The following is a 25,404-nucleotide window of genomic DNA, read 5'->3' as shown; positions in this document are numbered from 1 at the left end:
GTAACGATGAATTTAATTATTTTAGGTCCACCAGGATCAGGGAAAGGAACACAGTCACAGTTTCTGAAAGAACAATATAATTTAATGCATTTATCAACTGGTGATTTGTTTCGTGATGAAATCACAAAACAATCACCAGTAGGTAAAAAAGCTCAAACTTATGTTAATAAGGGTCAATATGTTCCTGATGAGATTACAAATGAGATTATTAGTAATACTTTAAAAAATATTAAACATAATTTTATTCTTGATGGTTATCCAAGAACAATCTCACAAGTAGCATCATTAGACAAAGTATTAACAAGTTTGAATGAAACGCTTTCAATGGTATTGTATCTAGATATTAATGAAGAAACAGTTATTAAACGTTTGTCTTCAAGAGTTACTTGTCCTCAATGTAAAGCAATTTATAATCTTAATTTCCTACCACCAAAGATTACTGGTATTTGTGATAATGATGGGGTAAAATTAATTAAGCGAATTGATGATAGTGATGAAAAGACAATTATCAATCGTTTAAAAACTTACAAAGTAGCAACGGCACCATTGGTAGATTCTTATCAAGAACGTGGACTGTTAAGAACAGTGGATGCCAACCAAGATAATAGTGATATTAAAAAACAAATTAAATCATATTTATCATCATTAAAAGGAAATAAAAATAATGGTTAGCATTAAAAGTCAAAGTGAAATTCAAAATATCAAAGCCGCTAGTCAAGTTGTAGCACTTATTCATAAAGAGTTAGCAAAGATAATAAAAGTTGGGATAACGGGTAAAATACTTGATAAAGTGGCAGCACAAATTATTAAAGAAAATAATGCTGTACCTTCTTTTTTAAATTATCATGGGTTTCCTGCCACAATTTGTGTTTCAGTTAATGAACAATTAATTCATGGCATTCCTAATGATAGACCTTTTAAAATGAATGATATTGTGAAAATTGATGCTGGTGCTGCTGTTAATGGTTATCATGCAGATGCTGCCTTTACAATGTGTGTTGGTGGGAAACCAACACCAGAACAAGCAAAACTTATTAATGTGACTAAAGAATCATTAAATAAAGCAATAGCAATTATTGCACCAGGAGTTAGAATTGGTGATATTAGTAACGCCATTCAAACTTATGTAGAAAGCGAAGGCTTTTATTTACCAACATCATATACTGGGCATGGTATTGGTAAAAAACTCCACGAAGACCCAGCTATTCCTAATGTTGGTAAGCCCAACACTGGAATAAAATTGCAGTCAGGAATGACAATTTGTATTGAACCAATGGTTCAAACAACAACTGATAAAATTCTGGTTTTAAGTGATAAGTGAACAGTAGTTGCTGCTGATAAACAGCAAACTGCTCACTTTGAACACACTATCCTAGTAACTAATGATGGATGTGAAGTACTAACAATACTTAATGAAAATCAAAAAAATAATGAGGAATGTAATTAATGGCTAAACCAAAACAAGTAGTTAAACCCAAAGTTCAAAAAGTAAAAAAAACTAATGATAGTACTATTGAATGTGAAGGTATAGTAATAGAAGTCTTACCTAATGCTAGATTTAAAGTAAAGTTGAATGAATATGACTTTACTCCTATTGTAAGACCATCTGGTCGTATGCAAACACATAAAATTAAAATTATCAAAGGTGATCATGTAAAAGTTGAATTATCAACTTATAATTTAACTGAAGGACGAATTACTTTTCGTAACAGAATGGCTACTACACATTTACCGATAAATAAAGATGATGAAAACAAAGAAAACTAATAGTTTAACAGGAGGAAAATGATGAAAGTACAAGCATCAGTTAAAAAAATTTGTGACAAATGTCAACCAATCAAACGTAAAAAACGTAATGTAATCATTTGTGAAAATCCTAAACATAAGCAACGTCAAGGATAGAAATATTAAGGAGGAAAAATAAATATGACATCAAATACTAATAATGCAAGTCGAAGAATTGCGCAAGTAAATATTCCTGGAAATCAACATACAGTAATTGGTTTAACAAGAATTTATGGAATTGGTCGCAGCAAATCTTCAGAAATATTAAAAGAACTAAAAATTGAAGAAACTAAAAAAATTAATGAATTAACAGAAAAAGAATTAAGTTCAATTAGTCAATTAATTGAAAAGAAATATAAAACTGAAGGTGAATTAAGACGTGAAGTGTCTTTAAACATTAAGAGATTAATGGAAATTGGATGTTATCGTGGTATTCGTCATCGTAAAGGATTACCAGCCAGAGGACAATCAACAAAAACTAATGCAAGAACTTGCAAGGGACCACGTAAAACGGTTGCTAACAAGAAAAAAGCAAGTTAATTAGGAGGAAAAAAATAATGAATATAAAAACAACAGTAAAGAAAAAAATTAAAGTTAATCCTAATTTTATTAAAGCAAAAGCATTTATTAAAGCAAGTTTTAATAATACTATTGTTACTATTACTGATCTTAATGGTAATGTTATTGCTTGATCAAGTGCTGGAGCAGTAGGTTTCAAAGGAACTCGTAAATCAACTCCTCACTCAGCACAGTTAGCAGCTGAAGCTGCAGGTAAAACTGCTATGGAACACGGAGTTAAAATTTTAAGTGTTTTTGTTAATGGAACAGGACCAGGAAGAGAACCATCAATTCGTAGTTTACAAGCAGTAGGTTTTGAAATCAAAGATTTAAATGATGTGACACCAATCCCTCATAATGGTTGTCGTCCACCAAAAAAACCAAGAAAATAAAGTAGGTGAAAATAAAACATGGAACAACAATTTTTAAAACCAAAATTTAGTTTAAACAGTGAAAATAGTGCTATTAATTACAGTGAATTTATTGTGAGTCAATTAGAACGTGGTTATGGAACAACTTTAGCTAATGCCTTAAGAAGAACATTATTATCTTCAGTACCAGGTATTTCTGTATATGCAATTAGAATAAGTGGTGTATCTCATGAATTTACTGCAGTTAAAGGTGTAATTGAAAATGTTTCTGAAATAATTTTAAATGTTAAGAACTTAGTTTTAGCTTTTGATGGTGATATTCAAAAGGACGAAAAAATTGCTAATTTAAAAATTAGTATTACTGGTGAACAAGATATTACTGCCGGAGATATTATTTGTCCAACTGATGTTAGAGTAGTTAATCCAGAATTAATTATTGCTCGAACAACTTCAAGAAATGTTCTTTTTGAAATGGAATTAATGGTAAAGAAATCTCGTGGTTATTCTTCATTTGAGGAAAATAAAAAAGAAATTGCTAATAGTTCAGGCATTATTGCTATTGATTCAAACTTTTCACCTGTTGAAAAAGTTGATTATAAAATTGAACCTGTAACTAAAACATTAAAGGGTATTGAATATGAAAAATTAATTCTTGGTGTACAAACTAATGGTTCAGTTAAAGCAGCATCAGCTATTGCAATGGCAGCTAAAATTTTAATGAGTCATATTGAGTTTTTTGTTAATTTAGATGATAATGTTAAAAACTTTGAAGTTATTTCAATTACTAATGAGCAAGAAAATAATGATTTAAACAAAGCCTTAGAAGAATTGAATTTAACTGTTCGTTCATACAATTGTTTAAAACGTGATGGTTATAAAACTTTGGGTGATATTGTAACTAAAAGTTTAGATGAAATTAAACAAATTAAACATTTAGGTTCAAAATCAATTAAAGAAATTGAAGATTGTGTATCAAAACATAATTTAGAGTTTTCTATTAAAAACTAAGAAGGAGGATAAGAAAAAATGTCATATATTAACGATATCGGAAGAAATAGTGCTAAAGTAGATGCTGAAATCCGTAATTTAGCAAGTGAATTAATTGTTCATGGAAAATTAGTTTTGTTAGAAAAAAGAGCAAAAAGATTACAAACATTTATTGAACCTTTAGTAACGTTAGCTAAACGTGGTGATTTGCATTCAAGAAGAATGGCAATTGCTAAATTGCGTAAAATTACAACTAAAGAGCATCCAAAGGATGGTGTTATTCCAACATTATTTGGTAATATTGCTGAAAGATATAAAGACCGTAAAGGTGGATATACAAAGTTAATTAAAGTAGATAATAGAACTGGTGATAATGCACCAATGGTATTAATTACTTTTGTTTAATTAAAAATATTAAAGCAAGAAAATTTTGGAAAGAGTAAAGCATTTTTATGTTTTCTCTTTTTTATATGTTGACAATTTTAAATAAAATTGTATTTTTTAATACAATTATTGATAAATATTTTTTATGGTATTTTTATTATAGTTACAGTAAATATTAGTGCGCTTTGAGTTGAAAGAGAATTTGGATTTCAAAATAACTTAATTAAATCACATGCTGATAAAGATATTAAAGAATTTATTTTAAATTCAAATGCTGATAAAAATTTTGATAAACAATCACTTTTTGTTAAAATAGGTATGTTTTGACAATTAGATCAGGCCTTTGGAAAATGATTTTATTCAACTTTAAATCAAACTTGTCGATTATTAGATAATAAGTTATTACCAACTGATAATGAATTAAAAAAACAATTTTTTATTCAAATGACTTCAAAAATAGCTAATCGAAATCTAATTCCATTCTTTGCTAAATGAGGAATTAAAGCTGATGAAGATACTGAAAACATTGTAAGTAAATATCCAAAGTTAACAAAAGAGATTTGAAATAATATCTTTGATGGTCATTATGATGATGATACTATTGTTGAACATGAATTGCGAAGTTATCAACCAGTGCAAGAAGTATAAATATCAAATTCCAGTGAAATTAAATTTTGCAAATAGTATATTATTAGAAGGAATGGGACAGGACTTAACACAATATCGAGCAATTATTAATTTAATAGTGATGATAAACTAATTAAAAAATAATATAAGTTAAAAAAAATAAAAATAGAATTTGCTATTAATAGTAAATTCTATTTTTATGACATAGTAATTTTGATTTTTTTGGTTTTATTTTTTATATAATAAAATTTAGTTTTTTATATATTTTTTAAAATTATATAAAGTTAGAAAACCTTTATGATATTATTAATTCATTTTTTAATAAATGTTTAGTACTAATATGGATATTTTATCTATATTAGTTTCTTTTATGTTTATTAAGTTTTACTTTTGATTTGAATAAAAAGGAGAAAATGAAAGATGATATCTATAGAAAATATTAATAATTTAGATATAGAGATATTTATTAAAAATGTAAAAAAATTATTTCAAGAAAAAATTAATACTTATCAACTTATTGATGAATCTTTTAAAGAACTAGAAAGTTTTAAAATTATAGAAGAGATAAAATTAAAATTACAAGATAATCTTGAAATAATAAAAGAAAGATTAATTAACTATGAATATGAAAAAGATGGAGATAGTTTAAAAGATTCTTCAGAATTAAAAAAGATAGAATTGCTTTTAGAAGAATTAGAAAATATAATAGTAAATAAATATGATATTAATATTAGTTATAAATGTGCTAATTTTCTTATTATGAATGATGAAAAGGAACAATTAGTAAATTTATTTAAAGTTAATAATTCAATTTTATTTAAAAGTAAATTAAGTTTTGCATTAGCAAAAAAATTAATTGAAGAAGGAAATATCAAAGGTATAAAATTATTAACTAATATTATTAGTTTAGAAGAAATAATTGATAATGAGAGTAATCTTTTTCATATTGCTGCAAATAATGGTCAAATTGATATTTTAAAATATTTATTATCAATTAATAAAGAATTAATTAATAATAAAAATAAAAAAGGAAAAACACCTATTGAATGTGCTTTCGAATATGCTGCCAAACGTTTTATCAAATATGGTGAATTTGATAATGAAGTTATTGAATTTTTAATTAATAATTCTAATGTTAATTTATTGTTTACTAATAATGAAATATGAAAATCATTAGATCCTAACGGTGGTTGGCCCTTAATTACTGGACCATTTTTGATATAAAATTCTAAATTTTAATTTGTAAAATTGGTGGTTTTAGAAATTTAGAATGTATTCTTTCATAATTATAAAACATAACATATTGATTTACATCATTTATAGCTTCATTGATGGATAAATATTGATTTGATCCTTTAGGTAGTCATTCTTGAGATAAATGAGAAAATCAGTTTTCAGATAATACATTACCACCAATATCATAAGGTTGTTTTTTGCTTAAAATTATTTAGACATATTCCGTAATTAAATTTTTTAAAAGTCAATTAATAATTTTAAAATTTATTTTATAATTTTGTTATTAACAATAAATTTAGAAAAGTGTTGATAAAAATGATTTTTGAAAATTTAAAAAAATTAAAAAATGAAGAATTTTACAGATATTTTGGTATAAAACGTTTTCATTTTAATGAAATGTTAGAAAAATTAATTGAAATAGAAAAATTAGAAAAAAATAAAGGTCGAAAAAATAAACTTTCAGTAGAAGAAAGATTAATGATGACTTTATTATACTGAAAAGAATATTATACTTTTTTTCAAATGAGTATTAAATCTAAAATGAGCCCATCAAGTTGTTTTCGAAATATTACTTGAGTAGAAAATAAACTTAGTAACCACAAAGATTACCAATTTTTAAAAGAAAGATATAAATTAAAAATTGATAAAAAACAAGAAAATTCAAATGAATTTCAATTTTATTTAATTGATTCAACTGAGATTGAAATTGAAAGACCAACTAAAAAAAACTACAGTTAGAATATTTTTCTGGTAAAAGTTGAATGTATTCTATAAAATTTCAAATTGTATATGATTTTTTTAATAAAAAAATTGTTGATATTTTTGCTGATAATGGTAAAGTGCATGATTTTCAAATATTAAAAAATTCAAATCTTGAATTTTCAGAAAAAACAATAATTATTGGTGATTTAGGATATCAAGGTATACAAAATATTTATAAAAATATAATAATACCAATTAAAAGAACTAAAAATAAAAAATTAACTAAACAAGAAAGAAAATACAATAAGATTGTATCTAAAATTAGAATTAAAATTGAACATGTCTTTGCTTGATTGAAAAGATTCAAAATTTTAGTAAATAAATGTAGAAAATCTAAATTTAGACTTATGTACTTAAGATTTAACTTACTTTGTGAAATTTTTAATAAAATAAAACCATTAAAATAAAAAAAATATTAAAAATATTTTTTTAAAATTTAAATTTTTATCGAGTTAATATAAAAATATTATTAACAATTTTTTGTTTAAAATGTAAACTCATTTTTTAAACTATTTTTTCAAAAAATATTTATTTCTATATTCAATAACACTAAATAGTTTTAAAACAATTTTATTGACAATTAATTAAATTTAATTACGGAATATGTCCTTTGTTTATCCTCTGCTCATTTTGTGATATCCTGACAATAAAATTCGTTGGCGTTATCTGAATGTAAAATAACATTTTTTACTTGATTTCAAGAAAATTGTTTGTTGATTTTTTCAAGAGCAGGAAGAATTAAATCCTGATATGATTTATTAGGAGCAATATTATAACTAACAACATTATTTGAATAAAAATCAATAATTACAAAAAGATATAATCATCCTTCTTTAGTATTTATTTGTTTAGTGTCCATTGATCAAATTTGATTTGAAGAGGTTGTACTTTTATAATCTTTGTTTACTTTATCGGTGGTTGGTCCTTAATTACTGGACCATTTTTGATATAAAATTCTAAATTTTAATTTGTAAAATTGGTGGTTTTAGAAATTTAGAATGTATTCTTTCATAATTATAAAACATAACATATTGATTTACATCATTTATAGCTTCATTGATGGATAAATATTGATTTGATCCTTTAGGTAGTCATTCTTGAGATAAATGAGAAAATCAGTTTTCAGATAATACATTACCACCAATATCATAAGGTTGTTTTTTGCTTAAAATTATTTGTTTATCCTCTGCTCATTTTGTGATATCCTGACAATAAAATTCGTTGGCGTTATCTGAATGTAAAATAACATTTTTTACTTGATTTCAAGAAAATTGTTTGTTGATTTTTTCAAGAGCAGGAAGAATTAAATCCTGATATGATTTATTAGGAGCAATATTATAACTAACAACATTATTTGAATAAAAATCAATAATTACAAAAAGATATAATCATCCTTCTTTAGTATTTATTTGTTTAGTGTCCATTGATCAAATTTGATTTGAAGAGGTTGTACTTTTATAATCTTTGTTTACTTTATCCATTGTAGGTATTCACTTATTTGGATTTTTTTTGTTTTTAGGATAGTTATTTTTAGTTTGTTTTAATCCTTGAATATTGTGTTCTTTCATAATTTTTCGCATTTGTTTTATTGATAATTCTATATTTAAAATGATATTTTTTTCTTGTTTTAATCACTCTTTAAAAGCTGAAAAAATTCTTAAATATCCATAAATTCTGCCTTTTCTTGTAGAATGAAATTCGATTAAAAGTTGGCATATTTTTTGATATTTATGATTGCATTTAATAATATGATTTTCTTCTTTTTTAATAGGTTTTTGTTTATTTTTTAAAAAGTAATATGTTGATCTGTTTAATTGAAGATATTGACATAGGTTTCTAATTGAATATTGATTTTTACAATCATCAATAATTTTAATTTTTTCTTTGATATTTAATTTGTTAATTACTAATGCTATTTGTTTAATTTTATCCATTAATAAAAATCCTTTCAGGTTAAAATTAGTGTTAATTATATAACACAATTGTTTTTAGAATACATTCAGGTTTTTTAAATTAATGGTCTAGTAAAAAGGGCTAAGTGGCAAGTGGCCTAAGTGGCCTCAGTTGAATCAATTAAATAAAATTGAAATTCATTTGAATTTTCTTGTTTTTTATCAATTTTTAATTTATATCTTTCTTTTAAAAATTGGTAATCTTTGTGGTTACTAAGTTTATTTTCTACTCAAGTAATATTTCGAAAACAACTTGATGGGCTCATTTTAGATTTAATACTCATTTGAAAAAAAGTATAATATTCTTTTCAGTGGACATATTCCGTAATTAAATTTAATTAATTGTCAATAAAATTGTTTTAAAACTATTTAGTGTTATTGAATATAGAAATAAATATTTTTTGAAAAAATAGTTTAAAAAATGAGTTTACATTTTAAACAAAAAATTGTTAATAATATTTTTATATTAACTCGATAAAAATTTAAATTTTAAAAAAATATTTTTAATATTTTTTTTATTTTAATGGTTTTATTTTATTAAAAATTTCACAAAGTAAGTTAAATCTTAAGTACATAAGTCTAAATTTAGATTTTCTACATTTATTTACTAAAATTTTGAATCTTTTCAATCAAGCAAAGACATATTCAACTTTAATTCTAATTTTAGATACAATCTTATTGTATTTTCTTTCTTGTTTAGTTAATTTTTTATTTTTAGTTCTTTTAATTGGTATTATTATATTTTTATAAATATTTTGTATACCTTGATATCCTAAATCACCAATAATTATTGTTTTTTCTGAAAATTCAAGATTTGAATTTTTTAATATTTGAAAATCATGCACTTTACCATTATCAGCAAAAATATCAACAATTTTTTTATTAAAAAAATCATATACAATTTGAAATTTTATAGAATACATTCAACTTTTACCAGAAAAATATTCTAACTGTAGTTTTTTTTAGTTGGTCTTCCAATTTCAATCTCAGTTGAATCAATTAAATAAAATTGAAATTCATTTGAATTTTCTTGTTTTTTATCAATTTTTAATTTATATCTTTCTTTTAAAAATTGGTAATCTTTGTGGTTACTAAGTTTATTTTCTACTCAAGTAATATTTCGAAAACAACTTGATGGGCTCATTTTAGATTTAATACTCATTTGAAAAAAAAGTATAATATTCTTTTCAGTATAATAAAGTCATCATTAATCTTTCTTCTACTGAAAGTTTATTTTTTCGACCTTTATTTTTTTCTAATTTTTCTATTTCAATTAATTTTTCTAACATTTCATTAAAATGAAAACGTTTTATACCAAAATATCTGTAAAATTCTTCATTTTTTAATTTTTTTAAATTTTCAAAAATCATTTTTATCAACACTTTTCTAAATTTATTGTTAATAACAAAATTATAAAATAAATTTTAAAATTATTAATTAATTGACTTTTAAAAAATTTAATTACGGAATATGTCTAGAATAGAAATTTATATAACTTTAATTTATAAACTAAATTTTATTAGAAAATGAACAATAATTTTACTTCAATTTTGAACAGATATTGTTCATTTTTTTCTTTTTTTATAATTTTTATAAATTATAAATTGATATATATAAAATTACTGTTATAATTTTACTAGCATAATATTTAAAATGGAGTTAGAAGTAATATGAGTAAATCTAAAATTTCATTAAGTTTAAAAAATGTTGAATTTCGTTATAAACCAGAATACAATAACGCTGTTGATAATGTTAGTTTTGATATTAATCATGGTGAATATATTACTATAATTGGTCATAATGGTAGTGGTAAGTCAACACTTTCAAAAATTATTATTGGTGTTTTACACAAACAAAAAGGTACAATTCAATTATTTGGTGAAACAATTACTAATAAAAACATTAAACAATTACGTCGTCACTTAGGTATTGTTTTTCAAAATCCTGATAACCAATTTATAGGTTCAACTGTTCGTGATGATATTGCTTTTGGCTTGGAAAATCATTTAGTTGAGCCCAGTGATATGCCAGCAATTATTGACAGAGTTTCTAGGGCAGTGGGTATGGAAAAATATTTAGATCATGAACCACTATGATTATCTGGTGGTCAAAAACAACGTGTAGCTATTGCTTCAGTTTTAGCTTTAGAACCTGATATTATTATTTTTGATGAGGCAACTAGTATGCTTGATCCAAAAGGTAAACGAGAAGTTAAAGAAATTATGTTAAAATTACAAGAACAACGCAATAAAACTATTATTTCTATTACTCATGATATGGATGAAATTATTAATGCCGATAAAATTATTGTTATGAATAAAGGTAAATTAGTTCGTTATGGAACTCCATCTGAAATATTAAAAGAATGAGAGTTTTTACAAAGTATTTATTTAGATATTCCTTTTGTTTTAAAAGTATCGTTAGGTTTAAAAAATAAGGGAATTAATATTAATGAAACATTAAGTGAAGAGGAGCTGATTTCTAGCTTATGTCAATTAAATTCAAAGAAGTAAGTTATACTTATTCTCCAAAAACTCCTTATCAATATCAAGCATTAAAAGATATTACTATTGAAATTGTTGAACAAAAAATAGTTGCTATTATTGGTGAAACTGGTAGTGGTAAATCAACTATGATTCAACATATTAATGGTTTATTAGTTCCAATGGCAGGTTCAGTTGCTATTAATGATTTTATTATTAAGGCTAATCAAAAAAAAATTCGTGATATTAAAAAAATACGTAAACAAATTGGTTTAGTTTTTCAATTTCCCGAATATCAGTTATTTGAAGAAACTATTGAACGAGATATTATGTTTGGACCAGTTAATTTTGGTGAGAAAAAAGATAAAGCACGAGAGTTAGCAAAAAAATATATTAATTTGGTTGGATTAGACGAAACATACTTATCAAGAAGTCCATTTGATTTGTCTGGTGGTCAAAAACGAAGAGTTGCTATTGCTGGTATTTTGGCATTACAAGGTCATACTTTAATTTTAGATGAACCAACAGCAGGACTTGATCCCGATGGTGAAAAAGAATTAATTAATTTATTTTATGATTTAAATCATAAAGAAAATAAAACTATTATTTTAGTAACTCATAATATGAATCATGTACTAATGGTTGCTGATGAAGTTATTGTATTACATAATACACAGATTTATAAAAAAGCAGATCCAATTACTATTTTTAGAGATAAAAAATTAATTACCGAAACCGGAATTGAACCACCAAAAATTTATAGTTTTTTATATAAATTAGAAGCAGCAGGATTTGATACATCAAAAATTACTGCTAGAAGTGATTCAGAATTAATTGACCAGTTGTCAAAAATATTATCCAAAAAAAATAGCAATAAAAAGTAAGGAGTAATAAATAATGAAAGTTAGTTTTGGTCGTTATTTACCTTTAAATTCAATCATTCATCGTGTAGATCCAAGAATTAAATTACTAGTTTTAATTTGTTTAATTGCTTCACTTTTTTTTCATACTGGTTTTGAAGGTTACGCTCTTATTGGTTTTACTGTCATAACAATTTTCTTTTGTGCAAAATTACCTTTTATGATGTTATTAAAATTAATGCGCCCCATTTTATTTATGGCATTTATTTTATTTATAATTAACTGTTTTTTAACTGATGGCCCTAATGTTGGAATGATTTGACGTTGGCATGGTATTAAAGTATCGTATAAAGCTATATTTGTTAGTATTTATATTGCTCTTAGAATTTATTTAATGATTTTAATTACAACAATTTTAACAACCACAACTCAACCATTAGATTTAACATTAGCATTAGAAGATTTAATGTTACCACTAAAATTAATTAAATTTCCAGTACATATTATTTCAATGATTATTTCTATTGCTCTTCGTTCAATTCCTACATTATTAGATGAAGCGGGCAGAATTTTAAAAGCGCAAGCATCACGTGGTGTAGATTTAAAGAATGGTCATTTTAAAGAAAAAGTTAAATCGTTAGTATCATTAATTATTCCCTTATTAGTTTCTTCATTTCAAAAAGCAGAAGATTTAGCATACGCTATGGATTCAAGGGGTTATGATCCGCAAGGTAAAAGAACACGTTTTCGTCAATACCATATTGATTTTAAAGATATATTTTTCTTTATTATTGGTGTAGGATTGTTAGCATTTCTTATATCTTATACTTATCATCCAGAAATATTTTGAAGAATTCCATTTATTGATGATTATTATTCACAATAATATATAAAAAAATAATTAAATTTTTATTTATATATTTAGAAAATATTTGTAATTATATTTTTCTTAAGTATAATAATTTTATAAACTTAATATAGTTTTTAACCCGTTGTCTTATTTTAAAGTATATGGGGTTTTTTATTTTTTTAAAAGAGGAGAAATTAAGTATGTCTAGAGAATGAAAATTTGAAAGAAGAGATTTTGAAGAAAATCAGAAACGTATTGAAAAAGAAATCCAAGAAAGAATAAAACAAAATGAAGAAGAAAGAAAATTAGAAAAGGCAAAAAATTTACAAGAAGAATAGACATATTCTGTAATTAAATTTTTTAAAAGTCAATTAATAATTTTAAAATTTATTTTATAATTTTGTTATTAACAATAAATTTAGAAAAGTGTTGATAAAAATGATTTTTGAAAATTTAAAAAAATTAAAAAATGAAGAATTTTACAGATATTTTGGTATAAAACGTTTTCATTTTAATGAAATGTTAGAAAAATTAATTGAAATAGAAAAATTAGAAAAAAATAAAAGGTCGAAAAAATAAACTTTCAGTAGAAGAAAGATTAATGATGACTTTATTATACTGAAAAGAATATTATACTTTTTTTCAAATGAGTATTAAATCTAAAATGAGCCCATCAAGTTGTTTTCGAAATATTACTTGAGTAGAAAATAAACTTAGTAACCACAAAGATTACCAATTTTTAAAAGAAAGATATAAATTAAAAATTGATAAAAAACAAGAAAATTCAAATGAATTTCAATTTTATTTAATTGATTCAACTGAGATTGAAATTGAAAGACCAACTAAAAAAAACTACAGTTAGAATATTTTTCTGGTAAAAGTTGAATGTATTCTATAAAATTTCAAATTGTATATGATTTTTTTAATAAAAAAATTGTTGATATTTTTGCTGATAATGGTAAAGTGCATGATTTTCAAATATTAAAAAATTCAAATCTTGAATTTTCAGAAAAAACAATAATTATTGGTGATTTAGGATATCAAGGTATACAAAATATTTATAAAAATACAATAATACCAATTAAAAGAACTAAAAATAAAAAATTAACTAAACAAGAAAGAAAATACAATAAGATTGTATCTAAAATTAGAATTAAAGTTGAACATGTCTTTGCTTGATTGAAAAGATTCAAAATTTTAGTAAATAAATGTAGAAAATCTAAATTTAGACTTATGTACTTAAGATTTAACTTACTTTGTGAAATTTTTAATAAAATAAAACCATTAAAATAAAAAAAATATTAAAAATATTTTTTTAAAATTTAAATTTTTATCGAGTTAATATAAAAATATTATTAACAATTTTTTGTTTAAAATGTAAACTCATTTTTTAAACTATTTTTTCAAAAAATGTTTATTTCTATATTCAATAACACTAAATAGTTTTAAAACAATTTTATTGACAATTAATTAAATTTAATTACGGAATATGTCCTAAGAATACTAGTAATATTTCTTATTTTAGAATAATTATTTATTTTTGTTTGATTTCAAAGAAATACCATTATTATTTGTGATAATTTTTCAATCGTGTTGATTTGTTATGATATAAAATATGTTAATTTTACAAGAGTTTTCTCTTTATTTTCATTTTTATTAAATAAAATATTTTCAATAGGAACACTATTACAAAGCTATTACTGTGACTAGTGTTTTAATTAGTAAACTTTCTAATTTCTAAATATAGTATGGCTTAAAAGTGTATTAGGATATACACACATAGAAAAGGTATTAAGAGTATTTAAATCAATTATTATGATTAATTATTAATTTTAAATTGTGTTCTAATTGTTAATAGTAACATTGTTTTTTATTAGTATTACTGTTATATACGAAAATTAGATGATTATTTTTGTAGTTTTATGAAAAAAAATATTAAAAAATCATAAATTTATTGTATAATATTTAACGGTTTTACTTATAGAAACTAATATGGCGACTGTGGCGTAGCGGTCTAGCGCATCAGTTTGTGGAACTGACATTCGCGGGTTCGAATCCCGTCAGTCGCCCCATTTAATAAAATTATGTTTTTTTACTACTCCTTTTTGGAGTTTTTTCTTTTTTAAATAAATATTATTATAAATTTATTTTCGCTTTTTATTTACTAAATAAATAATGGTATAATTATTATGTTTTATGATTTGCAGAAAGTTGAGGTTTAAATGTATATGTACCTTAAAGAAGGGCAAATACTTTCAATTCATGCATATAAGCATAATGGCGATTTATATCGTAGTTGAAATAATTCAATTGTTTTAGAAGATACTGAAAAATATTTAGTTTTAGTAAATGAAAATGTAACAATTACTGAAATTAATGGTCGTAAATGAACAACCGTTGATCCAGCAATTTGGTTATTTTTTAAAAATGATTGATACAATATTATTTGTATGATTCGTAATGATGGTGTTCATTATTATTGTAATATTGCCAGTCCTTTTATTTTAGATTCGCAAACAGTTAAATACATTGATTATGATTTAGATGTTAAAGTATTTCCTAATCGTTCTTATAAACTGTTAGATTTGAAAGAATTTAAAACTAATCGTCGAATATGAAAGTATCCAATACCTTTACAAAATATATTATGACAAAATATAAATAAATTAAAAAAAGGAATTAAGAAAAATGAAATTAATTTATTTAATGATGATGTAATTTTAAATTATTGAAAAAGTTATCAAGACCAAAGTTTACAAAAATAGTAAGAACATATGTTCTTACTATTTTTGATATTAAAACTTTTTATAACTAAATTAAATTTTTTTATAAAATAGGTAATGTTTTTGCATAATTATGTTCTCTCATAATACTGTTTATATTACTTTTTTTACTTTTATCTTCAATACTATTATTTATATTTTGAATATCTATATCATTAAATTGTATTTTCTTTTTGTAATTATGATAATTAATAGCATATGTTTTTAATTTTTTTATTTCTTTAAACATTAAGTTTTTTAATTCTTATTCAATTTCTTTATTCATTTTTTACTCCTTTTAAAAATAAAAACCTATTTACTTTGTTTCTCAAAGTAAATAGGTTAAAAACAATATTTAGTTTATAGTTATTTTTAACATCTTTTTGAAAATTTACAATTAATAAACATATATATCAAATATATTAACTTTGTAAATTATTTTCATATATTTTCATATTTTTTGAAATAATGTTTTAGTAAATTTAATCAATTATCTAAATTAGAACCATATTTTTTTTCTAAATCTCATAAAATTACCATATACATCATTACCGCCAACCAGTACATAAGTTTCTTTTCAACTAATTTTTCCTTCTTCTAGTTTAATTTCTTTTACAAAACCAAGGTTTTTTAGATCACTATCAATTAAACTATTTTTTTCATTTTCTTTTCAATAATGTTCTATTATTTCTCCATTTTCATTTTTTGTAAATCAAAATTCATCTCCCACTTTACCAATTAAGTTATTAAAATTTTTATTATTTATTAATTCATTTTTTAATGATATTTTATCAATTAATTCTGAATTAGTTAAATTAGAATGAAAATCATTAATGTTATCACCCAATCTCATTACAATATGTGATGGTACATTTTTTATTGGTACTAAATCATTTTCTCAATTTTTTATTTGCATACTATTTTTATCTTTTGATGATAATTTAAAATTGTTATTATTAATATAATTAAAACGATTTTCTTTTGATATTAAATCTTTATAATTACTTGAATTATATTTAGTTACTCCTTGCATTCATCAAACATAACTATCAAGAAATGCCTTTGGATAATAATTATTTTCTAGTAGTTTTTTAGTTGGTATTGCTTCATCTCCATACTTGATATTTTCGCCTTGAAAACGATTTGAATCAAATAAAACAATACCACCACTTTTTCATACATGTTTAACAAATTCTAAAACTCCATTATAAAGTTGTTCTTCAAAATTGACTTGATGATCAACTCATTTTTTAAATTCATAATCCATATCTTTCATTTTTGGATTAAAAAATTTATAAATTGAAAAACCAATATTATTTATGAATGTTTCATCCAAATCAGTAATAACAATAGGTACATATTTATTAGCTTCAATTTTTGATTCATTATAATGCACAGTGTAATTTTTATCTTCTTTATCATTTTTGGCGAGAGATTGTCAAAAATCCGGAATAAATTAATTCATATAGTCTTATTATTATGTTAGACAAGAAATAATTTGGATTTTTATGAAATTGTATTTAAATAATATAATTTTTTTAACTTAAATGCAACTAAAATACTTATTTTTAAAAATTACTAAAAAATTAAAAAATAAATTTAATATTTATACACAACAAAAATTCTTATTAAAACACATTTAATAAGTTTTATTCTATTTTGATTTTTAAAAAAAAGTTAAATTTTAATTTATAATAATTGTATCTCTGTATTTATCTTATTACATTTAAAAATAACCATTTTAATATAAATTGAAATATTATAAGTTCTATTACCAAGCATTTCTTTTAAAACATGTCAAATATTAGTTTCAGTAAAGCAACCAATATTTCATTTTGCACCTTGATTTTCAATACCTTGTTTATTATTTTTAAAATATTTTTTCTTTAATTTTTTATGATTATCTAATTCTTTATATAAATAATCAATTAATTGTTCATATTGACCATTATTAATTAAATTTTTACAGTAATTATATTCTTTTAAATATTTTCCTTTATTTCCCGCCATTATACCAAGATATAATGGACGTATGAGATTAACCCTTAGAATTATGAGTAACATTAACAATATAACTGCAAATTCTATGATTTGTTAATTAAATTATATCATAAATTTTAAAAATATTAAAAAATATAATTTCAAAATTACATTTAAATAACACAAAAATCCTAATCTTAAAATTAGGTTTTAAAAATATAAAATTTTAACTTATTAAGTACTATTAAGATAACTTCTAGTGTTTAAATAATTTGCTTTTGCAATTAACATATTATTTAATGTTTGATAATTATATATTTTTGCTCCATTAGTTAAAGATTTTAAAAAATGATAAACATCACTTTCAGCACTACAACCAATATTTCAAGAAGCATTTTGATTTACAATACCATGAGCATTATTTTTAAAATAATTATAAGTTTTTTCATTAACATTAGATTTTAAAAAAGAAAGTAATTCATTACAATCACCACTTGAAAAAGTAGTAGCACCTTCAATATATTTAGTTCAATCATGAGTTTCTTTTTTCTTACCACGAACTCCAACAAAAAATTTTCATAAATAATTTAAAGCATGAAACTTATCTAAAATATAATAACATCCCAATCAACTTGCCATTGCTTTAATTCACAATGCACCATCACCAGCAACAACTAAATTATAATTATGATAATCTCATTGAACACCTAATATATTTAAATTAATATCATAATGATTAAGAATAGTTTGTGTTGTAAATTGATATAATTCATGTTGATTTAAACCATTACCAGTTTTAAATAACATAAATGAAGTTATTTTTTTATCTAATTTATTTCTATATGAATAAATTTCTTTTCTTCCTAAATTATAAGTTAAAAGTCTACAACAATATTGTTGTTTTAAACCATTTTCATCTCAACAAGTAACAAAAGCATCATCTGCACATATATTTAATTTTTCATTATCTAATACTTTAAATTTTTGTTCTGGTATTCATTTTTCAATTTTTGCATTTTTAAAAATTCTTGAAATAAGATTTTTAGAAAAAGAAGTATATTTAAATTCTGATTGAATATTAAAATAACCTTTTTTACTTATTAAATTTTCAATTAAATTATCTAATATATCAAAATATAAATCATTAGTAATTCTTGCTCTTTTTTTAATACCAAATTCTTCATAAATTGGATAATAAGTTTTTTTATTAATTTTATCTCAATAAACTCTTTGTCTAAAAGTATCCATTCCAATTGGAGTATTTACTGTTCTATTACATGTTCAAGCAACTTTATATTGATTTTTATCTCTATTTAGAAAAAAATATTCATCATAATCATGGATTTTTTGAAAATATTTTGCTAAAATATTAGTGATTTCAGATTTTAGAAATTCTTTAAAACTAAACATTTTTTTAACACCTTTCCATTACATTTAACTCCAAGCATTGTATCAAATTTATTAAAATATTGTTGAAAAATGTTTGGTTTTAGAGTATAATATTAAAGAACGATAAAATAAACTGCAAATTCTATTTACGTTTAAAAGATAACTTTTATTAGTTATCTTTTCTTTTTTAATAAAATAATGTACAATAAAGAAAAATATAAATAGAAAAGGAAAATAAAAAATGCTAGGACAGTACTTAACAAATATTGAACATCATGGTCAAGACCCTAAATGATTATTAATAGGTGTAGGTGTAATAGGACTAGGTATTATGTGATGTTTAATAGATTATTTAATAAAAAAAATCAAAAATAAAAGAAGAAAAAATAAAAAAATAGCACTATAAATGCTATTTTTTGTTATAATTATATTATAAAAATTAAATAAAAGAATATATGAAGTAATTAATAAAGTTAATAAGTTAGTTTGAGATGTTTAACTTAAAGATTATATTAATTATATCATAATTTTTCGTTTTTTAAAGCATATGAAAGGAGATTTTTATGTGCAAGAAGAAAAAATAAAAATAAGAACAATTTTTAATGATGCAAAAGCATTAAGAGAAAAATTAGAAGAATATTTTAAGGAATGTAAAAAAACTGAAGAAGTGCCGACTAAAGTTGGTATGTTAGTTTATTTAGATATTACAGAAAATACTCTTTATAGTTGAAAACAAAAAAAGAGAAATACTTTTTTACAACAAATTAATTGAGCATATTTACAAATACGCCATATTAATACACAAAGATATTTAAAAGCAAATGCAAATAATACTGCATGATATTTAGAAAGAGCATTTGTGAAAGAATATCATTTATCTACAAAAATTGATATAAAAAGTAGTGATAATACAGCCCCTATAGCAATTAGTTTAGAAAATAAAGGTAAGAATAAATGTTAAGTAATTTTGGTTATTTATTAGATATTGCTAAAAGAATGTATTTAAAACAACCTTTAAATATTAATAAAATTAAACAATTAGGTAGTCGTAAATCTGGTAAAACATTTAGTGATATTGAATTCTTAGGTATTTTATTAATGTTAGAAAATATTAATATTCATGCTTATTTAATTCGTAATATGTCAAAACAATTAAATGATAGTTGACAAGAATTAAAGCAAATTATTAGAGCAACCTATCCTAGTATTAATTTTATTATTAGTGAAACTAAAAAAACTATTGAATTTAATGGTAGTAAAATAACTTGTAAATATTTACATTCACAAGATAATAGTAATGTTAAATTAACTGGATTAGCAAGTAATTATTTATATGATTATGTAATTATATGAAGTGATGAAAGATATGAAATTACTGAAAATGATTATCAAGATTTAAAAGATGCAATTCGTGGTGCAAATCAATTATTAGAAATTGAAAGTTGTAATCCTTGAAGTATTTTAAATGAATTTATTAAAAAAACTATAAATGCTTGTCCACAAAATGAAAAACAAATTATTAATGAATATGAACAATTTACTATTATTGATAATACTATTTATCATTATCAAAATTGAAAATTAAATACTCATTTAAAAGATAGTGATAAGCATCAATTATTAGAAATAGAAAAATTAGACCCAATATCTGCAAGAGTAAGAAGTCATGGTTTAGTAGGTTATGAATCTGGTGGAATATATTCACATCTTATTCATAAGATTAGTAGATTATTACAACCAAGTTATAGATTTAGTGCTGGATTAGATTATGGGTTTAAAGATGATGCTTTAGCATGTGTATTAATAGGTTTTGATTATAATTTTAAATTTGTTAATGTTATTGATTGTTTAAAAATAGAGAATAAATTAATTCGTTATGATAATAAACAATTAGCAAGATTAGTAGTTGAATTTTATATCAAATTAGCAAAAGAAAATAATTTGTTATATGAATATGGTTTAACTGTATATTGTGATTTTAGTAATTATACATTTATTGAAATGTTAAATGATACAGCAATTAAATATCAAGTTAATTCATGATTATATTTTAAAGATTGTGTGAAGTTAAGGTTAGAGTTTAGAATAGGTAAAAATGTCGCTTTAATGGCATCAGAACGCTTAAATATTAGTATGAATGCACAAGCATTATTAGATGAGTTTAGATTGGCTGTATGAGACCCTAAAAGTATTAAACAAATACCATTAGCAGGTAATGACCATTTACGAGATGCATTTGATTATGCTATAGAACCATATATTAGAAATTTAAGTGCAAATATAAATCCTTATTTTGAAAGGAAATAACATATGAATAATCATAATACTGAAATATTAACTCCTAAGTGATGTATGATAAATCTTCAAGAAATTATAGCAAATCATGCTTCAAAATTACTATGAGGTAATGGTTATACTTTAACAAGTGAAGATGATGATTATAAAAGAGCAATTGAAAAATTAAAAGAATGAAATAATTTTGATTCATTATTTTATCAAGATTGTCATATTAAATCTGGTTATGGTTATAGTATTGTTCAAATTGATAGAAGTAAAACTGGTAGAATTTCATTAAATTTTGCTCAACCATATGCTCAATCAAGAGTAGCAAGAGTATTAGAAACTGAATATAGTGCATCAACATGGTCAAGGTTACAATATGATGACCAAAGTATTTATGTTAAAACAACATATACTCAAAATCAAATAATTAGATATTTTACTAGTGATTTTATTACTTTAGATGGTTTACAAGAAAAAATAAGTAAAGATTTACAATTACCTTTAATAGAAAATCATAATTTAGGTATTATTCCAGTTAAATTTATGCAAAATTTACCTAAAAAGAATTTCTTTGGTGGAGTTATTGGTGATTATTATCCAGATATGACTCCAATTAAAAAATTACAAAAATTATTAAATAAAACATTTGAATCAATTGAACATGAACTTGAATATAATGTTACTCGTGTATTTTTAGATATTACTGAACAAGAGATAAATAAATCTAAAACTGCTTTTGATTTAAAAAAATTAATAGGTAAGTTTATTTTACAAGCAAATTTAAGAAGTTTAGGAAGTACTAGTGGAACACCACCAATTGCTATTTTACAAGGTAGTCCAATATTAGATAAATATGCAGAATTTATACAATTTATTATTGATAAAGCATTTGAAGGTAGTGGATATAGTCCAGTAAATGATACTACTAGTCAAAAAACTGAAGCAGAAGTATTAATTACTAATTCAAGAGATATGGAAACTACAAGAATTAAAAGAACTTTAAATCAAAGTGATTGAAATGAAATATTTCAAAGATGTTTTATATTAATGGGATTAGATGGTGATAAATCTAAATGAACATTTGAAATTAAAGAAAATACTATTATAGATAGATTAAAATCATTAGAAATTAATGAGAGAAAATTAGCATTAGATTTAACTAATAGAAAACGTATTCTTGTGCAAGAAGAAGGTGTTAGTGAAGAAGAAGCAATGAACATTCTTGAAGAAAATAGAAGAATGAGAAAAGAAGAAATTGATTTTGATAATAAATTAGTAAAAGATATTGATGGAGAAACTAAAAATGATACCGAAAATAAATCATCAATTAATTAAAACAGTTTGAAAATCAACTGGTGAAATTGAAAAAGATTTTACACAAAATAAAGATTTACAATTTCGTGTATGTCCTTTTACTATTATTTTAGGTGCTATAAATTCAACAGAAACCGGTTATAAACCACCAACTAGTATTCCTAATGATTATACTTCATTTAGTAAAATCTTTACTGGTAGAGAAGCAATACAAGCAGTTTGAGACCATTCTTATTATCCTATTCAAAATAAAGATAATCCAGATGAAGCATATAAACAATTACAAGTTGGTGATGTATTTTATGGAAATATTTTAAGTGACCAATTAGGTATTACTTATTCAGCAACTCCAGCAAATAATGCTTTTATTCAAGAACAAGCAATTAAAAATGTAGTTATTAATATTCCAAATGAAAAAAAGAATTTTAATTTTATTAATAATATTGTTTCAAATTTATATAAGTTATATATGATTCCAGAAATTAATAAAGTTATAAATACTGATAAATCTATTAAAGTTGATAGACAATGATATATTCTTGAAGTTGCTAGTAAAACTTATAATAATGAAAATAAAGAACTTGCATATATTCAATGTACTTTTAGTTCATTAAATGATAAATTAGCACATAGTGGATTAGCAATTAATCAATATGTACAATTAGGTGCACCTGCTGACCCAGTAGCATTACCAGCATTAGATGAAAATAATAATATTATTTTAGATGATAATTATTTAACTCCATTACCAGTAACACATTGTCAAATATCTTTTTATGGTTCAGTAAAACCTATTTCAATAGCATTATGAGGTAGAGATATTGATAATAATCCTGAAAATACTAAACAACATAAATATAGACAATATCCAAGTAAATTATTATTTCCATGACAATATCAATGTTCAACTTATGACCCAGTAAGTTTTCAAGCATTACCAGAAACTAATTATGTTTTAACTGTTCAAGGACAATCAACTATGGATGGTTATACAGAATGAAGAAAAGAAGTACTACCATTATATGATGATGGTGCAACTCAACATTATGAAGGTCATTTACTTACTAATTTAGAAAAAACTAAAAATACTAATAAAGTTGATGTATCAAATAGATTAGTAAATTATTGAGATAATAATTTTTTAAATGGTGCTGAAATAGAAGATTATAATTATGCAACTGCTGGTAATCCATATTTTCAATATTATAATAAAAATAATAAAAAATTTATTGGTAATACTCATTATAATATGAATAATAATAAATTTAAGCAATTAAATACTATAAATGCTTTACATTATTTTATTTATAATCCTATTAGTGAAATACCTTTAACAATAAGAGAAACAATTAAAATTAATCTTAATACTATACCTATATTCGGGTCATTTATGAATGCTTTTGTTGGTGGATTAGATATTGGAGCAAAGTTAAGTAGTAACTTGTTAATTCCACAATTTAATTACATAAATGGTTTAATATCTGCTGAATTATATACTTTTTATACAAAATTACTATATTCAACACCACCTAGTGGTAGTCCTATACCACTTGATATGTTTAGAAATGATACACCAGATTCAATTCAAGCAGGATTAGGTTCAGCAAGTCATATGACATCATTTACATTTAATTTAACAGATAGGATTAATTTACAAAATTTTAACATTAATGATGGAAGTATTTCTTCACAAGGAATTTATGATAGTGTAAATTTAGGTCAATTAAATGGTGCTGGTGGCAAAGATACAATTTCGTTATTACCAAAAGAAAATAGTTTAATTCCATTATTAAATGAACCTAAATTTACTAATACTAATATATTAAAATGAGCAATTGATATGATTGATATTAAAGTTGTAGGAAAAAGTAATTTTAAAATAACATTTTATTCAATGCCAGATAATAGAAGTGGTGCTGTTAATGATAATTTTAGTATTTGAAGTGGTACTTATCAAACAGTAGGTAAAGCAAGTAATAATAGTAGATTAATTCAAAATACATTTATTTTAGCAAATAATACTTTTAAATTTGACCAACCATTTAATTATCCACAAGCAATACAACCTCCACCATTAATAGAAAGAGCACATCCTATATTTATTGATTTAAGTAATCAAAGTCAATATGGCATTAATAATAGTATTAAAGGTTCATATGATATAAGACCAAATTATCCTTATCAGATGAGACCTGATATAAATGATGAATTAAGTGGTTATGGTAAAGCAATATTATTTTCATATCAAGATTATGGTTATGATAGTTTTGATAAATTTAAAGAAGATTATGAAAGTATAACATTTAATTTTAATTTTAATATGAACGCAATTTATGAAACAGTAACAAATTCAAAAAATTGGTTTACACCTATAAAAATTAATTTAAGTGAATTAAAAGATATTAATGAAAATAATTCACAATTTGAATCACATGTTAATTATTATGATAATAATTCTGGGAATCATAATGATGCTACAGATAATTGAACATTTAATATTATTAATGAAAAAAAATCCCACGATAAATATCCTCGTCAATCAGCAACTTTAAAAGCAACAGATAATATTAATAGCACTTATGTTAATGATTTATTATGAACAAATGATAATTTAAGTCGAGAAAATACAATTGCTTCATCAATTTGATTTAAAATAGTGGCTTATATTAGTTTTGATAAATATATAGTACTAAGATATCAATTTATTGTAACTTTTACATTTAGCATGGGATTACCTCATATTAAAACTAATGCCAATTGAAACTTACAAACTACATCATTGGTAATTAATCCAAAAAGTTCAACTTAGAAAGGTGGTGGT

35 protein-coding genes and 1 tRNA gene are annotated in these 25,404 nt (G+C 22.8%); 26 read left to right on the top strand and 10 right to left on the bottom strand.

Annotation, left to right across the window (positions count from 1 at the left end; all coding sequences use genetic code 4):
* Window positions 1-6 precede the first annotated feature (6 nt).
* The 12 genes from AAHM89_RS11325 to AAHM89_RS11270 all read left to right on the top strand — a co-directional run bounded on the left by AAHM89_RS11325 (window position 7) and on the right by AAHM89_RS11270 (window position 7,117).
* Window positions 7-672: an adenylate kinase gene (locus AAHM89_RS11325; protein WP_286642010.1), complete on the top strand. Its 666-nt coding sequence runs from the start codon at window positions 7-9 to the stop codon at window positions 670-672.
* Window positions 665-1,447 carry a type I methionyl aminopeptidase gene (map, locus tag AAHM89_RS11320; RefSeq protein WP_342266396.1) on the top strand — a complete coding sequence of 261 codons (783 nt, stop codon included), beginning with the start codon at window positions 665-667 and terminating at the stop codon, window positions 1,445-1,447. The genes AAHM89_RS11325 and map overlap by 8 nt, the downstream gene beginning before the upstream one ends.
* Window positions 1,447-1,767: a translation initiation factor IF-1 gene (gene infA, locus AAHM89_RS12825; protein ID WP_348774424.1), complete on the top strand. Its 321-nt coding sequence runs from the start codon at window positions 1,447-1,449 to the stop codon at window positions 1,765-1,767. Before map ends, infA begins: the two co-directional genes overlap by 1 nt.
* Window positions 1,768-1,788: 21 nt before the next feature.
* A complete protein-coding gene (rpmJ, locus tag AAHM89_RS11310) occupies window positions 1,789-1,902 on the top strand; it encodes a 50S ribosomal protein L36 (RefSeq protein ID WP_174480911.1) in 114 nt (37 codons plus the stop codon).
* 24 nt (window positions 1,903-1,926) lie between these two features.
* Window positions 1,927-2,325 carry a 30S ribosomal protein S13 gene (gene rpsM / locus AAHM89_RS11305; protein ID WP_174480910.1) on the top strand — a complete coding sequence of 133 codons (399 nt, stop codon included), beginning with the start codon at window positions 1,927-1,929 and terminating at the stop codon, window positions 2,323-2,325.
* A gap of 17 nt (window positions 2,326-2,342) precedes the next feature.
* Entirely contained in the window at window positions 2,343-2,735 is a 393-nt protein-coding gene (rpsK, locus tag AAHM89_RS11300) for a 30S ribosomal protein S11 (RefSeq protein ID WP_252319229.1), read from the top strand.
* An 18-nt stretch (window positions 2,736-2,753) separates the two neighbouring features.
* The gene (locus AAHM89_RS11295; RefSeq protein ID WP_342266395.1) at window positions 2,754-3,722 is read left to right on the top strand and encodes a DNA-directed RNA polymerase subunit alpha; all 969 of its coding nucleotides are present in this window, start codon (window positions 2,754-2,756) and stop codon (window positions 3,720-3,722) included.
* An 18-nt stretch (window positions 3,723-3,740) separates the two neighbouring features.
* Window positions 3,741-4,106, top strand: coding sequence for a 50S ribosomal protein L17 (gene rplQ / locus AAHM89_RS11290; RefSeq protein WP_252319218.1), 366 nt, complete (start codon window positions 3,741-3,743; stop codon window positions 4,104-4,106).
* Window positions 4,107-4,214: 108 nt separating this feature from the next.
* Window positions 4,215-4,733: a M60 family metallopeptidase gene (locus AAHM89_RS11285; protein WP_342266394.1), complete on the top strand. Its 519-nt coding sequence runs from the start codon at window positions 4,215-4,217 to the stop codon at window positions 4,731-4,733.
* A 399-nt stretch (window positions 4,734-5,132) separates the two neighbouring features.
* Entirely contained in the window at window positions 5,133-5,936 is an 804-nt protein-coding gene (locus AAHM89_RS11280; protein WP_342266393.1) for an ankyrin repeat domain-containing protein, read from the top strand.
* 327 nt (window positions 5,937-6,263) lie between these two features.
* Window positions 6,264-6,686 (top strand): transposase family protein, encoded by a 423-nt coding sequence (locus AAHM89_RS11275; RefSeq protein ID WP_339045912.1) that lies wholly within the window; start codon window positions 6,264-6,266, stop codon window positions 6,684-6,686.
* Between the two features lie 23 nt (window positions 6,687-6,709).
* A complete protein-coding gene (locus tag AAHM89_RS11270) occupies window positions 6,710-7,117 on the top strand; it encodes a transposase (protein WP_342266392.1) in 408 nt (135 codons plus the stop codon).
* 173 nt (window positions 7,118-7,290) lie between these two features.
* Here the strand turns inward: AAHM89_RS11270 and AAHM89_RS11265 are convergent, their stop codons facing one another.
* The 6 genes from AAHM89_RS11265 to AAHM89_RS11240 all read right to left on the bottom strand — a co-directional run bounded on the left by AAHM89_RS11265 (window position 7,291) and on the right by AAHM89_RS11240 (window position 10,032).
* Window positions 7,291-7,569, bottom strand: a complete 279-nt coding sequence (locus AAHM89_RS11265; protein ID WP_342266391.1) for a DDE-type integrase/transposase/recombinase — start codon at window positions 7,567-7,569, stop codon at window positions 7,291-7,293.
* A gap of 97 nt (window positions 7,570-7,666) precedes the next feature.
* Entirely contained in the window at window positions 7,667-8,644 is a 978-nt protein-coding gene (locus tag AAHM89_RS11260; protein WP_342265776.1) for an IS3 family transposase, read from the bottom strand.
* Between the two features lie 116 nt (window positions 8,645-8,760).
* On the bottom strand, window positions 8,761-8,946 hold the full coding sequence (locus tag AAHM89_RS11255) for a hypothetical protein (protein WP_342266390.1): 186 nt from the start codon (window positions 8,944-8,946) through the stop codon (window positions 8,761-8,763).
* Between the two features lie 231 nt (window positions 8,947-9,177).
* Complete coding sequence (locus AAHM89_RS11250) at window positions 9,178-9,585, bottom strand: transposase family protein (protein ID WP_342266389.1); 408 nt, start codon at window positions 9,583-9,585, stop codon at window positions 9,178-9,180.
* A 23-nt stretch (window positions 9,586-9,608) separates the two neighbouring features.
* A complete protein-coding gene (locus AAHM89_RS11245) occupies window positions 9,609-9,824 on the bottom strand; it encodes a hypothetical protein (protein WP_342266256.1) in 216 nt (71 codons plus the stop codon).
* Entirely contained in the window at window positions 9,814-10,032 is a 219-nt protein-coding gene (locus AAHM89_RS11240; protein WP_339046964.1) for a hypothetical protein, read from the bottom strand. Before AAHM89_RS11240 ends, AAHM89_RS11245 begins: the two co-directional genes overlap by 11 nt.
* Before the next feature lie 300 nt (window positions 10,033-10,332).
* On the opposite strand from AAHM89_RS11240, the gene AAHM89_RS11235 reads away from it, so the two are divergent.
* The 9 genes from AAHM89_RS11235 (at window position 10,333) to AAHM89_RS11195 (ending at window position 15,620) form a co-directional block, all read left to right on the top strand.
* Window positions 10,333-11,175 (top strand): energy-coupling factor transporter ATPase, encoded by an 843-nt coding sequence (locus AAHM89_RS11235; protein ID WP_342266388.1) that lies wholly within the window; start codon window positions 10,333-10,335, stop codon window positions 11,173-11,175.
* Window positions 11,151-12,029, top strand: a complete 879-nt coding sequence (locus tag AAHM89_RS11230; protein ID WP_281748539.1) for an energy-coupling factor transporter ATPase — start codon at window positions 11,151-11,153, stop codon at window positions 12,027-12,029. Before AAHM89_RS11235 ends, AAHM89_RS11230 begins: the two co-directional genes overlap by 25 nt.
* A gap of 13 nt (window positions 12,030-12,042) precedes the next feature.
* Complete coding sequence (locus tag AAHM89_RS11225) at window positions 12,043-12,891, top strand: energy-coupling factor transporter transmembrane component T family protein (RefSeq protein WP_281748540.1); 849 nt, start codon at window positions 12,043-12,045, stop codon at window positions 12,889-12,891.
* A 164-nt stretch (window positions 12,892-13,055) separates the two neighbouring features.
* Complete coding sequence (locus tag AAHM89_RS11220) at window positions 13,056-13,193, top strand: hypothetical protein (RefSeq protein ID WP_342266387.1); 138 nt, start codon at window positions 13,056-13,058, stop codon at window positions 13,191-13,193.
* Window positions 13,194-13,293: 100 nt separating this feature from the next.
* On the top strand, window positions 13,294-13,434 hold the full coding sequence (locus tag AAHM89_RS11215) for a hypothetical protein (protein ID WP_342266386.1): 141 nt from the start codon (window positions 13,294-13,296) through the stop codon (window positions 13,432-13,434).
* A 22-nt stretch (window positions 13,435-13,456) separates the two neighbouring features.
* On the top strand, window positions 13,457-13,717 hold the full coding sequence (locus tag AAHM89_RS11210) for a hypothetical protein (RefSeq protein ID WP_339047158.1): 261 nt from the start codon (window positions 13,457-13,459) through the stop codon (window positions 13,715-13,717).
* A 23-nt stretch (window positions 13,718-13,740) separates the two neighbouring features.
* Window positions 13,741-14,148, top strand: a complete 408-nt coding sequence (locus tag AAHM89_RS11205; RefSeq protein WP_339045908.1) for a transposase family protein — start codon at window positions 13,741-13,743, stop codon at window positions 14,146-14,148.
* A 702-nt stretch (window positions 14,149-14,850) separates the two neighbouring features.
* Window positions 14,851-14,927: transfer RNA gene (locus tag AAHM89_RS11200), tRNA-His, on the top strand.
* Window positions 14,928-15,083: 156 nt separating this feature from the next.
* Entirely contained in the window at window positions 15,084-15,620 is a 537-nt protein-coding gene (locus tag AAHM89_RS11195; RefSeq protein WP_338958122.1) for a DUF402 domain-containing protein, read from the top strand.
* Between the two features lie 61 nt (window positions 15,621-15,681).
* Here the strand turns inward: AAHM89_RS11195 and AAHM89_RS11190 are convergent, their stop codons facing one another.
* The 4 genes from AAHM89_RS11190 to AAHM89_RS11175 form a co-directional block, all read right to left on the bottom strand.
* The gene (locus AAHM89_RS11190) at window positions 15,682-15,867 is read right to left on the bottom strand and encodes a hypothetical protein (RefSeq protein WP_342266385.1); all 186 of its coding nucleotides are present in this window, start codon (window positions 15,865-15,867) and stop codon (window positions 15,682-15,684) included.
* A gap of 249 nt (window positions 15,868-16,116) precedes the next feature.
* Entirely contained in the window at window positions 16,117-17,013 is an 897-nt protein-coding gene (locus AAHM89_RS11185; RefSeq protein ID WP_342266384.1) for an HAD family acid phosphatase, read from the bottom strand.
* Between the two features lie 293 nt (window positions 17,014-17,306).
* Complete coding sequence (locus tag AAHM89_RS11180; protein WP_342266070.1) at window positions 17,307-17,627, bottom strand: hypothetical protein; 321 nt, start codon at window positions 17,625-17,627, stop codon at window positions 17,307-17,309.
* Between the two features lie 204 nt (window positions 17,628-17,831).
* The gene (locus AAHM89_RS11175; RefSeq protein WP_342266383.1) at window positions 17,832-19,007 is read right to left on the bottom strand and encodes an Mbov_0401 family ICE element transposase-like protein; all 1,176 of its coding nucleotides are present in this window, start codon (window positions 19,005-19,007) and stop codon (window positions 17,832-17,834) included.
* Between the two features lie 220 nt (window positions 19,008-19,227).
* Here AAHM89_RS11175 and AAHM89_RS11170 point away from each other — a divergent pair, with 220 nt between their 5' ends.
* From AAHM89_RS11170 to AAHM89_RS11150, 5 genes are all read left to right on the top strand, one after another.
* Window positions 19,228-19,392: a hypothetical protein gene (locus AAHM89_RS11170; protein ID WP_342266382.1), complete on the top strand. Its 165-nt coding sequence runs from the start codon at window positions 19,228-19,230 to the stop codon at window positions 19,390-19,392.
* 159 nt (window positions 19,393-19,551) lie between these two features.
* On the top strand, window positions 19,552-19,947 hold the full coding sequence (locus AAHM89_RS11165) for a terminase small subunit (protein WP_342266381.1): 396 nt from the start codon (window positions 19,552-19,554) through the stop codon (window positions 19,945-19,947).
* Window positions 19,941-21,293, top strand: coding sequence for a phage terminase large subunit (locus AAHM89_RS11160; RefSeq protein ID WP_342266380.1), 1,353 nt, complete (start codon window positions 19,941-19,943; stop codon window positions 21,291-21,293). Before AAHM89_RS11165 ends, AAHM89_RS11160 begins: the two co-directional genes overlap by 7 nt.
* 3 nt (window positions 21,294-21,296) lie before the next feature.
* The gene (locus AAHM89_RS11155; protein ID WP_342266379.1) at window positions 21,297-22,604 is read left to right on the top strand and encodes a phage portal protein; all 1,308 of its coding nucleotides are present in this window, start codon (window positions 21,297-21,299) and stop codon (window positions 22,602-22,604) included.
* On the top strand, window positions 22,573-25,392 hold the full coding sequence (locus AAHM89_RS11150; protein ID WP_342266378.1) for a hypothetical protein: 2,820 nt from the start codon (window positions 22,573-22,575) through the stop codon (window positions 25,390-25,392). The genes AAHM89_RS11155 and AAHM89_RS11150 overlap by 32 nt, the downstream gene beginning before the upstream one ends.
* The last annotated feature ends 12 nt before the right edge of the window (window positions 25,393-25,404 follow it).

Source organism: Spiroplasma endosymbiont of Villa modesta, from assembly GCF_964030925.1.
Taxonomy (GTDB): Bacteria; Bacillota_I; Bacilli_A; order Mycoplasmatales; family VBWQ01; genus Spiroplasma_E.
This window is presented reverse-complemented; position numbering and strand designations above follow the sequence as displayed.